Source organism: Enterococcus sp. LJL128, from assembly GCF_056924295.1.
The window spans coordinates 1-13,890 of the sequence record NZ_JBXPBP010000016.1 but is presented as its reverse complement, the minus strand read 5'-3'; the positions used below and the strand labels follow the sequence as shown (position 1 = coordinate 13,890).

Annotated in this window: 15 protein-coding genes; 14 read left to right on the top strand and 1 reads right to left on the bottom strand. The window is 40.4% G+C overall.

Features of this window, described 5'->3' with window-relative positions; genetic code table 11:
• Nucleotides 1-3 precede the first annotated feature (3 nt).
• Genes aroC through pheA form a run of 5 tightly spaced genes read left to right on the top strand, consistent with a single transcriptional unit; the run spans nucleotide 4 to nucleotide 4,975 of the window.
• Nucleotides 4-1,170 (top strand): chorismate synthase, encoded by a 1,167-nt coding sequence (aroC, locus tag AC1Z3K_RS15290; RefSeq protein ID WP_426084162.1) that lies wholly within the window; start codon nucleotides 4-6, stop codon nucleotides 1,168-1,170.
• A 24-nt stretch (nucleotides 1,171-1,194) separates the two neighbouring features.
• Nucleotides 1,195-2,295 (top strand): prephenate dehydrogenase, encoded by a 1,101-nt coding sequence (locus AC1Z3K_RS15285; protein WP_461733192.1) that lies wholly within the window; start codon nucleotides 1,195-1,197, stop codon nucleotides 2,293-2,295.
• Nucleotides 2,296-2,309: 14 nt separating this feature from the next.
• Nucleotides 2,310-3,593, top strand: coding sequence for a 3-phosphoshikimate 1-carboxyvinyltransferase (aroA, locus tag AC1Z3K_RS15280; RefSeq protein ID WP_426084160.1), 1,284 nt, complete (start codon nucleotides 2,310-2,312; stop codon nucleotides 3,591-3,593).
• Nucleotides 3,594-3,604: 11 nt separating this feature from the next.
• On the top strand, nucleotides 3,605-4,108 hold the full coding sequence (locus AC1Z3K_RS15275; protein ID WP_426084159.1) for a shikimate kinase: 504 nt from the start codon (nucleotides 3,605-3,607) through the stop codon (nucleotides 4,106-4,108).
• Nucleotides 4,109-4,117: 9 nt separating this feature from the next.
• Nucleotides 4,118-4,975: a prephenate dehydratase gene (pheA, locus tag AC1Z3K_RS15270; protein ID WP_426084158.1), complete on the top strand. Its 858-nt coding sequence runs from the start codon at nucleotides 4,118-4,120 to the stop codon at nucleotides 4,973-4,975.
• 41 nt (nucleotides 4,976-5,016) lie between these two features.
• On the opposite strand, the gene AC1Z3K_RS15265 is transcribed toward pheA, so the two are convergent.
• Entirely contained in the window at nucleotides 5,017-5,769 is a 753-nt protein-coding gene (locus AC1Z3K_RS15265; RefSeq protein WP_426084157.1) for an alpha/beta hydrolase, read from the bottom strand.
• A gap of 188 nt (nucleotides 5,770-5,957) precedes the next feature.
• Between AC1Z3K_RS15265 and AC1Z3K_RS15260 the strand changes: the two genes are divergently transcribed.
• The 9 genes from AC1Z3K_RS15260 to AC1Z3K_RS15220 all read left to right on the top strand — a co-directional run.
• Nucleotides 5,958-7,094, top strand: a complete 1,137-nt coding sequence (locus tag AC1Z3K_RS15260) for an LCP family protein (RefSeq protein WP_461733191.1) — start codon at nucleotides 5,958-5,960, stop codon at nucleotides 7,092-7,094.
• Between the two features lie 80 nt (nucleotides 7,095-7,174).
• Entirely contained in the window at nucleotides 7,175-8,023 is an 849-nt protein-coding gene (locus AC1Z3K_RS15255; RefSeq protein WP_426084155.1) for a DegV family protein, read from the top strand.
• A gap of 186 nt (nucleotides 8,024-8,209) precedes the next feature.
• Nucleotides 8,210-8,416, top strand: coding sequence for a hypothetical protein (locus AC1Z3K_RS15250; RefSeq protein WP_426084154.1), 207 nt, complete (start codon nucleotides 8,210-8,212; stop codon nucleotides 8,414-8,416).
• A gap of 80 nt (nucleotides 8,417-8,496) precedes the next feature.
• Nucleotides 8,497-8,928 (top strand): hypothetical protein, encoded by a 432-nt coding sequence (locus AC1Z3K_RS15245; RefSeq protein WP_461733190.1) that lies wholly within the window; start codon nucleotides 8,497-8,499, stop codon nucleotides 8,926-8,928.
• A 278-nt stretch (nucleotides 8,929-9,206) separates the two neighbouring features.
• Nucleotides 9,207-11,096: an ABC-F family ATP-binding cassette domain-containing protein gene (locus AC1Z3K_RS15240; protein WP_461733189.1), complete on the top strand. Its 1,890-nt coding sequence runs from the start codon at nucleotides 9,207-9,209 to the stop codon at nucleotides 11,094-11,096.
• Nucleotides 11,097-11,110: 14 nt separating this feature from the next.
• Nucleotides 11,111-12,058, top strand: coding sequence for a thymidylate synthase (locus tag AC1Z3K_RS15235; protein ID WP_426084151.1), 948 nt, complete (start codon nucleotides 11,111-11,113; stop codon nucleotides 12,056-12,058).
• A 20-nt stretch (nucleotides 12,059-12,078) separates the two neighbouring features.
• Complete coding sequence (locus tag AC1Z3K_RS15230) at nucleotides 12,079-12,573, top strand: dihydrofolate reductase (protein ID WP_426084150.1); 495 nt, start codon at nucleotides 12,079-12,081, stop codon at nucleotides 12,571-12,573.
• Nucleotides 12,574-12,594: 21 nt separating this feature from the next.
• Entirely contained in the window at nucleotides 12,595-13,404 is an 810-nt protein-coding gene (locus AC1Z3K_RS15225; RefSeq protein ID WP_461733188.1) for an alpha/beta fold hydrolase, read from the top strand.
• Nucleotides 13,405-13,610: 206 nt separating this feature from the next.
• Nucleotides 13,611-13,890, top strand: a 280-nt coding sequence (locus AC1Z3K_RS15220) for a transposase (protein WP_461733187.1), incomplete at its 3' end; no start/stop codon positions are given.

Genomic DNA, 13,890 nt, shown 5'->3' with positions numbered 1-13,890 from the left:
CTTATGCGTTTTATTACAGCTGGAGAATCACATGGACCAGAACTAACAGCAATTATTGAGGGTTTGCCGGCTGGTTTGCCGCTTACCGCTGAAGATATTAATTTGGAACTTGCCCGCCGTCAGACAGGCTACGGACGAGGGGGAAGAATGAAAATTGAAAAGGATGCTGTCCGGATTACTTCAGGCATTCGTCATGGGAAAACATTAGGGTCGCCGGTGACTCTGGTTGTGGAAAATAAAGACTGGAAAAACTGGCAGTCAGTCATGTCGGCTGCCGAGGTGCCGGAAAAAGAAAAAAATATTCGTCGGGTCAACAAACCCCGGCCGGGACATGCCGATTTGGTTGGTGGAATAAAATACAAGCATGAAGACTTGAGAAATGTGTTGGAGCGTTCTTCAGCTAGAGAGACAACAATGAGAGTTGCAATTGGTGCTGTGGCCAAAAAGCTGCTAAGTGAACTGTCCATTGAAGTTGCCGGTCATGTGGTTCTATTAGGAGGAATCAAGGCCTCTATCCCGGAAAACATGACTGTACAAGAAATAAAAGAAAAATCAGAAAGCTCTGAGGTTCGAGTAGTCGATTCATCGGTGGAAGAAAAAATAAAGACACTCATTGATGAAACAAAGAAAAATGGCGATACAATCGGCGGTGTTGTTGAAGTTCTCGTCGGTGGAGTACCTGTTGGTTTAGGAAGTTATGTTCAATGGGATCGAAAACTGGACGGGAAAATTGCACAAGCTGTTATGAGTATCAATGCATTCAAGGGTGTTGAGTTTGGGATAGGCTTTGAAATGGGCAACAGGCCCGGCAGTCAAGTTATGGATGAAATTGTTTGGAATGAACAAACCGGCTATACTCGAACCTCCAATAACCTTGGCGGTTTTGAAGGCGGCATGACCAACGGAATGCCGATTGTTGTTCGGGGCGTGATGAAGCCGATTCCTACTTTATATAAGCCGCTGCAAAGCGTAAATATCGATACAAAAGAGCCTTATAAGGCAAGTGTTGAACGCTCGGATAGTACAGCAGTTCCAGCTGCAAGTGTGGTCTGCGAAGCTGTCGTCGCTACAGAGGTGGCACAAGCGCTCTTAGAAAAATTTGACAGTGATTCCTTTGAGCAGATGAAAGAAGAGGTTACAGCCTATCGTCGCTATACTCAACAATTCTAAAATCAGATGAATGGAGTGTAGAAGATGAAGGAAAAACAAGTATTAATTGTAGGATTGGGATTAATCGGTGCTTCTTTAGCACTGGCGATAAAAAAAGAACATCCTAATACACGAATTATTGGATTGGATGTGCAAAAAGAGTCTGAGGCATTTGCTCTAAAACGCGGGATGATTGATGAAATAGCTGAAAGTTTGGATCTGGCAGCTCCAGAAGCTGATGTGATTTTACTCTGCTCCCCTGTTGAGGCGGTAAAGAAACAGCTGCAGATAATCAGCAGGATTCCTCTGAAAGAAAGTGTCATTCTGTCAGATGCTGGGAGCACTAAAAGTGAAATCGTCGACTTGGCAGAGACGTTAGGCTTAGAGAACTTCATTGGTGGTCATCCAATGGCCGGTTCTCATAAATCCGGTGTAACAGCAGGAGATGAACGGTTATTTGAAAATGCATACTACATTTTTACACCAGGCAAACAAAAAGATCAAAAAAGAATCAAAGCGCTTCAGAGCTTACTAGCTGGTACACAGGCAAAATTTGTTGTTATGTCTACAGAAGAGCATGATAAAATTACTGGTCTGTTAAGTCATCTTCCTCACGTAATTGCTGCTGGACTAGTGAATCAAAGCAAAGCTTTTAATAAAGAACATCCAGGTGCTGGGAGACTGGCTGCCGGCGGGTTTCGGGACATTACCAGAATTGCTTCTTCTGATCCAGTGATGTGGACAGATATTTTATTAAGCAATAAAGAAACCCTGTTAGGACTTTTAGATAACTGGCGTGGTGAGATGGATCAGGTTTCAGAATGGATTGCTGCAGAAAACAGGGAAGCAATTTTCCAATTTTTTTACGAAGCAAAAGAAACCCGTAATCAGATGCCAGTCCATAAAGAAGGAGTTATTCCAGCCTTTCATGATTTATTTATAGATGTACCGGATGTTCCTGGAGTTATTGCAGAGGTGACAGGGATTATCGGCAAAGCAAATCTGTCATTAATAAATTTGAAAATATTGGAAACACGAGAAGATATTTTTGGTATTCTTCAACTGACCTTTAAAAGAAAAGAAGATTTGGAACGTGCCAAAGAGTGTATTGAGAAGGAAACAGATTATTTATGGTATGAAAAGTAAGGAGGGATGATCATTTGGAGTTAGCAATCAATAAAAAAAGACTTGTGGGGACGATACAAGTTCCTAGTGATAAATCAATTTCTCATCGCAGCATCATGTTTGGCTCGATAGCTCATGGGAAAACAACAGTAAAAAACTTTTTAAGAGGAGAAGATTGTCTCAGTACAATAAAAGCTTTTAAGAAATTAGGCGTCAAAATTGAAGATGATGGTGAAACAATTATTATTCATGGTCAAGGCTTTGAAGGTCTTAGCCCATCTGTTTCGGCAATTGATATCGGCAACTCAGGCACGACGATTCGCTTAATTAGCGGTATCTTGGCTGGCAGTGATTTTTCAACAGAGCTCTATGGGGATGCCTCAATTGCTAAGCGACCAATGGCTCGTGTATTGTCTCCGTTGAACCAAATGGGCGCCTCCTGTACAGGACACGACGGAACAGAGTATCCTCCGATTACAATCAGAGGAACATCTTCTTTGCAGCCGCTTCACTATGAAATGCCTGTAGCAAGTGCTCAGGTCAAATCAGCAATTTTATTTGCCGGTTTGCAGGCGAAAGGCAAAACGATTGTTGTTGAAAAAGAAAAGACTAGAGATCACACAGAAGATATGATTGTACAATTTGGCGGGGAAATCGAAGTGGACGATAAAGAAATCCATTTAACAGGACCTCAAAAGCTGACTGGGCAAACGGTTGTAGTGCCTGGAGATATTTCTTCAGCAGCTTTCTTTCTTGCTGCAGGACTGATTATTCCAGATAGTAAGATAACATTGGAGAATGTCGGCTTAAATCCAACACGAACAGGAATTATTGATGTTATTCAACAAATGGGCGGAAAACTCACGATTGAAGAAAATAAGAGTGAAAGCAATAAATCTGGAACAATAACTGTAGAAACAAGTGAGCTGCATGGGATTGACATTTCAGGAGAAATTATCCCAAGACTGATTGATGAGCTGCCGATTATTGCTTTGATGGCCACCCAGGCAAAAGGAACAACTGTGATTCGTGATGCGGAGGAACTCAAGGTTAAGGAAACGAATCGAATTGATGCAGTAGCAAATGAGCTGAACAAGCTGGGCGCAGATATCACACCAACTGAGGACGGAATGATTATTACTGGCGGAACAGTCCTTAATGGCGGAAACGTGACTAGCTATGGAGACCACCGAATTGGCATGATGCTGCAGATTGCTGCTTTGCTGGTGAAAAAAGGAACTGTGGTTCTTGAACGTCCTGAAGCGATAGCTGTTTCTTATCCAGATTTTTTTAATGATTTACAAAGACTATACAACTAGGAGGGAAACAGATGCAGGGAATCACGTTAATCGGCTTCATGGGGGCTGGTAAGACAACAGTTGGAAAGCTGCTTTCACAGAAGACGGGAATGAAGCATATAGATTTTGACGATAAAATCATTGAAGAAATCGGCATGAGCATTCAGGAATACTTTGATTTATATGGAGAAGCTGCTTTTCGGGAAAAGGAAACAGCTGTACTGAAAAAATATATAGACCACGATTATGTGATTTCAACTGGAGGCGGGATTGTGATGCGTCCGGAAAATCGTGAGCTGTTAAAAAAGATGGCACCAGTTATTTATTTACAGACAACACCAGAGGTTTTTATTCCCCGGTTAAAAAATGACCATACAACAGTTCGTCCGTTAGTGGTTTCAAAGTCTCCGGAAGAAATAAAGCAGGTTTTTGAACCGCGTATTTTGTTTTATGAAGAAGCATCAAGCATGATTGTGGATACAGATCAGCGTACGCCGGAAGAGATTACAGCTGAAATCCTCGATAGTATAGGGTAGGTGAAATAAATGAAGGTTGGTTATTTAGGGCCGGAAAGCTCTTTCACACATACAGCGACTAAGACGGCATTTCCCAATGCCGAGTTAATACCGTTTCATTCAATACCGGCATGTATTAAGGGAGTTGAATTTCATGAAGTAGATTTAGGTGTGGTGCCTATTGAGAATACTCTTGAAGGATCAGTCAACACAACAGTGGATTATCTATTTCATCAAGGAAAGGGACAAATTCCTGTAGGCGCAGAGCTAGTACTGCCGATTTTTCAGCAGTTGATGGTGAATACAAATCATCAGAATAATTGGCACCAGGTTACCCGAATTCTCTCTCATCCTCAGGCGCTGGCACAGTCACAGGAGTTCATAAGCCGCTATTTTCCTAATGCTGTTTTGGAGGCGACACCATCCACCGCCTATGCAGCGAATTTCGTAGCTGCCCATCCAGAGCTGACTATTGCGGCGATTGCACCAAAGCTATCGGCCGAAAAATATGGTCTGACTATTGTAAAAGAAGACATTCAGGACGTGGCCATCAATCGTACGAGATTCTGGGTTCTCGGCTCAGAAAAGATTGATTTAGAAGAAATACCAGTTGAAAATCGAAAGCTGACTTTGGCTGTAACTATGCCGAATAATATGCCGGGGGCACTCCACAAAGCACTTTCTGTTTTCAGCTGGCGGGAAATAGGACTGAGTAAAATTGAATCTCGGCCATTAAAAACTACTCTGGGAGAGTATTTCTTTTTGATTGATATTCATTTGGATAAACCTCAGGAATTGATAGATTTTGCCTTAGAGGAACTCCGTTTAATGGGCGGGGAAGTTAAGGTTTTTGGAAATTATGCGGTCCATCCTATTCACGGTGTCTAAACGGGAGAGACAGCAAACTAGCGTAAGCAAAACTACTCCGGTTATCTTTCTGAGAGCCAAGCTAGTGCTTGTTTGATTTCCTGATTCCAATAAAGCCAGTCATGACCGCCGCTGGTCGCACGTAATTGTACATTTATGCCGTAGGGTTTCAAAAGCTCTACGGCTTTTTGATTTGCAGGGAAAAATGGATCCTCCGTTCCGCAAGCCAAATAGATATCAGGGAAGTCGAATCCAGCTGTGAGTTTCTTTTCAGCTAAAGCATAAATATCATTCTCCGAGCCTGGCAGCTCATCGAGATTTCCAAAAATCCCTGTCCAGAATGCCTTTGGTGCAAACTGAAAGATTTCTTCACCAAGCTGATCCATAGAATGAACTGCTCCAGACAAACTGATAATTGCTCCATAATTATCTGTGCCAAATCCCAGTTTAAATGCACCGTAGCCGCCCAAAGACTGTCCTCCGGCATAGTTTTTTTCTTTTTCCTTTGATAGCTGAGGGAAAAAATTTTGCACTGTTTTGGGCAGCTCGTCCGAAAGATACGTCCAGTAGTTCATATGGTAGGTAGTGTTCGTATAAGCACCTGCAGATGTTTGCGGCATAATCACAGCAAGGTTCATTTTATCTACATAAGACTCAAGAGCTGTAAAGCGTGACCAGGAGGTGTAATCACCCCCGACTCCGTGAAGCAGATAAAGTACAGGAATATTTGTTCTTCCATTATTGGGCAAAATACAGGAAACCTTCGTGTTCATTCCAAGTACAGCCGAATAATAATCAATATCAAAAAAAGCCATAATAGTGTTCCTCCTTAAATAAAGTAAAAAAGTGTTTATTAAACATAGAATAACATAGCTGGAAAGGCTAGCGGATACCTACTGGAAAAAAATTCCTTTTATTTTTTTTAAAATGCACAATCTGAAAAGACTTTTTTTGTAAAATGGGTTATCCTTATCCATAAGAGTGAAAAAGAGGTGTACAAACAATGAGTCGTATGGACCGATATAAAGATATACATAAAAAATCAGATGCTGCGGAAAAAAGAAGCAGCTTTAATCCTAGAAAAGAAAAAGACAGGGATGAACGCTACGAAAAGCAAGTTCAGCCTGATGAACAATATTATCAGGAAAACCAGTCATATAGCCGTCAACAAGAGCAAATACCTGTGGAACCACCAAGAAGTTCAAAAAAATATAAACCTGAAAAGCCGAAAAAGCTAAAAAAGAAAGGCAAGCGTAGATGGATTAAGTGGGCTCTGTTGGTACTGGTTTTATTAATTGTGCTGCCGGTTGTATTTTTCTTTAAGGGAAAGCACGCGGCTGAAAATGACGACTCCCTTCCCAAAGAAGAAACAGAAGTATTTAATGGCGTCACCAGTGCAGACGGTGCCAACAATATTCTCTTATTGGGTAGTGATACTAGAGGAGAAGATGCTGGACGTGCGGATACCATCATGGTTCTTCAACTGGATGGACCTTCCGGCAAGCCTAAACTAATTTCCTTTATGCGGGATACATTTGTTGATATTCCTGAGGTGGGTGCAAATAAAATCAATTCAGCCTATGCATATGGCGGAGCAGAACTAGTTCGTCAAACATTAGCCAATAACTTTGGTATTGATTGTAAATACTATGCAAAGGTTGATTTCCAAAGCTTCGAAAAAGTAATCGATTCTTTATTCCCTTCGGGTGTAGAAATCGATGCAGAAAAAACGCTGAATTTAGATGGTGTTGACATTAACCAGGGAAATCAAAAGATGGATGGGCATGTTCTGCTCCAATATGCACGATTCCGGATGGATGAAGAAGGGGATTTTGGTCGGGTAAGAAGACAGCAGCAAGTGATGTCTGCCGTCATTTCGCAACTGAAATCACCGATGGTATTGCTGCGAACACCAGAATCAGCAGGTAAACTGGTTGGATATATGGCAAATGATATTCCTTTAACCTTCTTATTGAAAAACGGTCCTTCTCTAGCATTGAAGGGGGCTGGCGGGATTGACCGCCTAACAGTTCCTGTTGAAGATTCCTGGGCAAACGGCTACTATGACTATGCCGGTAGTGTTCTTGAAATAGATTTACCGATGAATCAGCAGGCGGTTCAGAGTTTTTTAGCCAATTAGCATGAAAAAGACAGTTTTCATCTAATTCAGAGTATGTTATATTTATTTAAGTTTAGAAATATGAAACGAGGGTTTTTAATATGAAACTTGCTGTGGTAACAGATAGTACAGCTTATTTACCAGACAGAATAAAAAAACATAATGACTTGTTTATTATTCCTATACCAGTCATTTTAGACGGCAAAATTTATAATGAAGGAATTGATATTGAGGCGGATGAGTATTATGCATTGCTAAACAGCAGTTCAGAATTTCCAACAACTTCTCAGCCTGCTTTAGGAGAAGTCATCGAGCTCTATGAATCTATTGCAGCAAAAGGATATGATACAATTTTGAGTATCCATTTGTCAGCAGGAATTTCAGGCTTTGTCGGCACGCTGTTCTCCTTGAAAGGAACAATCGAAGGAATTGATTTACACCCCTATGATTCGAAAATTACCAGTATGCCAATGGGGCATATGGTAGAGGCAGCGCTGGCTGCTTCAGACAATGGCGAGAACATTGAAGCTATTCTCGCAAAGATGGATATTATTAGAGACAATACGTATGCCTATCTAATTGTGGAAGACCTGAATAATCTTGTGCGCGGCGGACGTTTAACGAATGGTGCGGCACTGATTGCCGGTTTATTGAAAATCAAGCCGATTCTTACGTTTGAAGATGGGAAAATCGTCTTATTTGAAAAAATCCGTTCAACTAAACGGGCATTTACACGCGCGGAGCAAATTATCGGTGAGAGAAATCAGGAAATACAGTATCCTGTAAAGCTTTATGTTATTCATGCCAATAATCTTGCAGTTGCAGAGGAAGAGAAGAAAAAACTGCAGGAACAATATCCGGAGGCTGAGATTGAAATCGGACATTTTGGTCCGGTTATTGGCACCCACCTTGGTGAAAAAGCGATTGGGATTGCACTTTCTGCACAATAATAATTGAGCATTTATTTAACATTATTGACCGGGGCAAGCAGTTGCAGGCTTTCCCTGGTTTTATTTCACTCAGAACAAACCGTTATCTTCCATAAAAAGAAATATTTCAACAGACTGACTGATGTATGTTAAACTAGTACAGTATATTGAATTTTAGGGGAATTGTTCATTGAAGGAGACATGTCGATGAAATTAAAAGAAGATAGATTGCAGAAAGAAAAAATGAAGAATGTCCAACTACTTGCTGCTTATTATCAAGTGGTCAATCGTTTGCCTAAAGGGGATAAACGCGATCAGATGATTCGGGATATACTGGTATGTAAAGATAAGATAAAAAAAATAAACCAGCAGCTGACAGAAATTGATCAGCAAAAAAGTGCATCTAAAGAATAGCCTTTGAGGGCTGTTACAAAAATAAGGAGGTCTTTCTGATTATTGATTTGTTCACTATCCTATTAACGTTGTTTGTCATTGTGTTATATATCTATTTAATTATGGTTCGCAGAAGTATTGTTGTTTTTGCTAAACGTTCGATAATACCAAGTGCTATCGGGCTTTGTCTTGGAGCAGTCTTCTTATTTTTTGGACTGACAGCACCGCAAACATTGAATGACAAACTGCAGGATATTATGACATCTTGTCTGCTTTTTAGTTTCATGCTGGACTGTCGGGGATTAGCAGATGGAAAAATTATTAATAATTCCTTTGACAATCGTGGTGTGTATTATTCTGAGCTGGAAAAAGTTGTTCTTTCTGTTAAGAATCAGGAAATCCGAATGAACTATTTTAGAAATGGCCGGCGAGGTCCGCTGCTCATTTTCAAAATGCCTCTGGAAACGATGCTGGCTTTTTTATCAGATCGGGTGGCAAAGGACTTGGATATCGATATTATAATTGAAGATTAGACAAGAGAGTGGGATTCTATATGTTCCACTCTTTATTTTTGCCAATATTTAAAAAATAATGATACTGTAAGACAAATGAAGAGTCGCATTGGTTTTCAGAATAGTATACTGTTGCGACAAAGAATTATCTCAGGGAATACAATAGAAATTTACTTTTTTATTGTTCATAGTTTGGTAAAAAAATAATTCAATAGCTCGTTTATCTATGAAAAAGAAAACCAGCTTCTTTTTTTGGGCTTTTTTTGTTACAATAGTCAAGATGAAAAGGAAGTGAGCTTGTGAAAGAACTAAGAGTTGAGAAGTTAACCAAAACATTTGGGGAGAAGACTTTATTTGATAACCTGTCTTTTATGATACATGAGAAAGATCGGATTGGTCTGATTGGTATTAACGGTACAGGTAAAACAAGTTTACTAAATATTCTGGCAGGGCTGGATGCTGCAGATGGCGATATCTCTCCTGTAAAACAGGCAAAGGATTACCGCATTGGTTATCTCTCTCAAACCCATGAGCTGGACGATGAGTTAAGTGTAATTGATGCTGTTTTTCAAGGAAATACACCGATTATTCAGGCTGTAAAAGAGTATGAACAGGCGTTAATCGCTTTAGATCAGGATGGAATGAATGAGGCTGTTCAAAACCAATATACGCGGGCGGAAGAAAAAATGAATAAAGAAGATGCCTGGTCCGCAGATACCAGTGCCAAGATTATCCTGCAGAAGCTAGGTATTGATACACTAAATAAAAAAGTCGGCGAGCTTTCCGGGGGACAGAAGAAACGGGTTAGTCTGGCACAGACTCTGATTGAAGCACCAGACCTGCTGCTGCTGGATGAACCAACGAACCATTTGGATTATGAAGCAATCAGCTGGTTGGAAAAATACCTGAAAAGCTATTCAGGGGCACTGCTTATGGTTACCCATGACCGTTATTTTCTTGATCGGGTGACTAACCGGATTTTTGAACTTTCTTTTGGGAAGCTTTATGAGTATAAAGGAAATTACGAAGCGTATATTGCTGCGAAGGCTGAGCGGGAACGGGTAGAGATTGAACAGGAAAATAAAAGAAAGCAGCTGTTCAAACAGGAGCTGGAATGGATGCGTGCTGGTGTGCAGGCACGAGGAACAAAGCAGCAGGCCCGTCAGGAACGTTTTCATGACTTAAAAGAAAATCTTCATCAGGTGAATGCAAAAGAGACAGTTGATCTCAATCTATCTTCCCAGCGCTTAGGGAAAAAAGTGTTGGAGATTCAGCATGGTTATTACAAAATTGAAGAAAAACAGCTTCTCAATGATTTTTCATTGCTAATACAAGCAAAAGATAGAATAGGGATAACTGGTAAAAATGGTGCCGGGAAATCGACATTGCTAAATATTCTCGCAGGAAGAGTTCCTCTTGAAAGTGGTCTGTACGAAATCGGTGAAACAGTTCGTCTGGCTTATTATACACAGGAGAACGAAGAAATAGATCCTGAGAAACGGATGATTGCCTACCTGCAGGAGGCTGCAGAGGAAGCTAAAACAGTGGACGGCGAAACAGTTGGCGTGGCAGAGCTGCTGGAACGTTTCTTATTTCCCCGCTTTATGCATGGAACGATGGTTGGAAAGCTTTCCGGCGGTGAAAAACGAAGATTGTATCTTCTGAAGCTATTAATCAGTCAACCAAATGTGCTTTTACTGGATGAGCCAACGAATGACTTGGATATCGATACGCTGACTGTACTGGAAGACTATATCCATCAGTTCAGCGGAACAGTAATCGCTGTTTCACATGATCGCTATTTTCTTGATAAAACGATGGATAAGCTTCTACTTTTTAAAGGAAATGCTGAGATTTCATCCTACTACGGTACAATGAGCGCTTATTTAGAGCAACAGACAGCAGAAGAACAGCAGGATACAAAAAAAGTGAAGAATTCAGCGGTGGAAGTAAAAGTTAAAAAAGAAAAATCAAAGCTGACTTATATGGAACAAAAGGAATGGGAAACAATTGAAGACGAAATTGCTGTCCTTGAAAAAAGACAAGAACAGGTTTCAGAAGACATGAACCATCAGGGAAATGATTTTACCCGTCTTCAGGAGCTACAGAAAGAAATGGACCAAATCGAAGAACAGCTGGAAGAAAAAATCGAGCGCTGGGATTATTTAAGCCAGTTTGCTGACGAATAGCAGGAGGAGATCATATGGAAAATGCGTATCTTGACTTAGGTAGAAAAATACTAGATGAAGGACATTTGAAAGGCGACCGTACTGGAACAGGAACAAAAAGTCTTTTTGGCCATCAAATGCGTTTTGATTTATCAAAAGGTTTTCCTTTATTGACAACAAAACGAGTGCCATTTGGTTTGATTAAAAGTGAGCTGCTTTGGTTTATTAAAGGGGATACGAATATCCGATATCTTCTACAGCATAACAATCATATCTGGGATGAATGGGCATTTGAACGCTATATTAATAGTTCAGACTATACTGGACCAGATATGACCGGTTTTGGTCATCGTGTCTTAACTGATGAAGGGTTCAAACAAGAGTATGAAAAACAGCATGCTTTATTCTGTGAAAACATTTTAAATGATTCTGATTTTGCAGCAAAGCATGGAGAATTGGGTAATATTTACGGCGCTCAATGGCGGCATTGGGAAACAAAGAATGGCGAATTTATTGATCAGCTTCAAGATGTTATTCGTATGATAAAAACAAATCCTGATTCCCGCCGCTTGCTTGTCTCTGCGTGGAATCCTGAAGATGTTCCTTCTATGGCGCTTCCACCTTGTCATACAATGTTCCAGTTTTACGTAAATGACGGAAAATTGAGCTGTCAGCTGTATCAGCGTAGTGCAGATGTGTTCTTAGGCGTACCGTTTAATATTGCCAGCTACGCACTTTTAACACATTTGATTGCCCATGAAACAGGCTTGGAAGTAGGGGAGTTTGTTCATACATTAGGGGACGCTCATTTGTATGTAAATCATTTTGAGCAGATGGAGGAACAGCTGACTAGGGAAGTCCGTTCAGCTCCTCAACTGATTTTAAATACAGAAAAACAATCGGTTTTTGACTTTGAAATGGAAGATATTAAACTGGAAGGGTATGACCCGCATCCGGCTATCAAAGCACCAATTGCGGTATAGGTCTGAAAGGAGTTAAAAATATGTTAGCAGCTATCTGGGCTCAGGATGAGCAGGGGATTATTGGAAAGGAGAATGTGTTGCCTTGGCATTTGCCAAACGACTTAAAGTTCTTCAAGAAAATGACTGAAAACAATACAATTGTAATGGGAAGAACCACCTTTGAGGGGATGGGTGGAAAAGCTCTTCCTAATCGTAAAACAATCGTATTGACAAGAGATACTTCTTATCAGGCAGCAAATGTGATGATCATGAACAATATTCAAGAGGTTCTAAGCTATGCTGAAGAATTCTCAGGAATTACCTTTATTGCAGGCGGCGCCAAAATTTATCAGGATTTTCTTCCGTATTGTGATATTCTTTACCGAACAGTTATTCATGGAGCATTTGAAGGAGATACTTATTTTCCTTCTGTTGACTGGGATGAATGGACGATGATTAATACGAGTGAAGGCGAGCTGGATGAAGGAAATGTCTATGCTCATGAGTTTGAAACCTATCAGCGTAAATCTTCATAGATGTGAAAGGTGAGTATAAAAATGGAAATCATGATTAAAGGCTGCCTGATTCACTATGAAATTTTTGGAGAAGGCAAGTCGGTTTTATGCCTTCATGGATTTCCAGAGGATCATGAGGTCATGGTTGGCTGCCTGGAACCAATATTTGCAGAGATGCAGGGTTATCAAAGAATTTACATTGATCTTCCTGGTCTAGGAAAATCAAATGGGAACGGACTAGTCAGCAACGCAGATAAAATGATTGAAATAATTCAGAGCTTCACTAAAAAAGTTCTTGGTGAACAATCCTATCTTCTTGTGAGTCAGTCTTATGGAGGCTACTTATCTCTTGGCTTAACCTTTTTAGCAGCTGACAGGATTGACGGCGTTTTTTTTCTTTGTCCATGCACAATCGCTGAGCGCTCGAAACGAAAGCTGCCGCCGCGTGAGGTTCTAATAAAAAAACAAATACTACTCGATAATGGTGAACAAACACTATTTTCTGATTTTATGGAGATGGCTGTTGTCGCTACTGATGAAACCTGGCAGAGATACAAAAATGAAATCTATCCAGGTTTAGCAAGGGCAAATGAGGAGTTTGTAGAAAGCTACCAGCAAACAGGCTACGCACTGTCATTTGAAGAGCGCTTTGAGGAGATTCATTTTGATAAGCCAAGTGTTTTCTTAACTGGCAGACAGGATGACTGTGTAGGCTATCAGGATGCTTATCGTTTGATTGATGGTTTTACCCGCTCAACATTTGTTATTTTAGATACTGCAGGGCATAATCTTCAAATCGAACAACCTGCTATGTTCAATCAAACAGTCAAAAACTGGCTAATGAACGTTTAAGATAAAGGGTTCAAGGTATCCAAATCTTTAAAAAGTGCTGGCAGCTATTCCACCAACACAAGAATAAAAAAAGAGCGAAAGTGAGTGGGACAATAGTCAGAAGAAAATCTGATTATTGTCCTACTTTTTTGATTTTAGGGTACACAAAAAGCACACAACCGTGTAAGATTAAAGTGACTAAACCAAATCAAAAGGAGCGTGCTTTTATGTTTAAAAATTATACCATTAATCAAACGATTTTACCATTAGAGTTGGAACAGTTTATTCCTGAAACGGATGTCGCTTTTGCGGTTAATGCCTTAGTCGAAGCAATGCCGCAAACACTCTTTAATAAATTAGAAGAACAATTAGGCCGACCTGCCTACCACCCGAAGATGCTATTAAAAATTATTCTGTATGCGTATACTCAGCGTGTCTTTTCTGGTCGGAAAATGGAATTTCTGTTGGATGACAGCTATCGTATGCGCTGGTTAGCGAACCACGAAC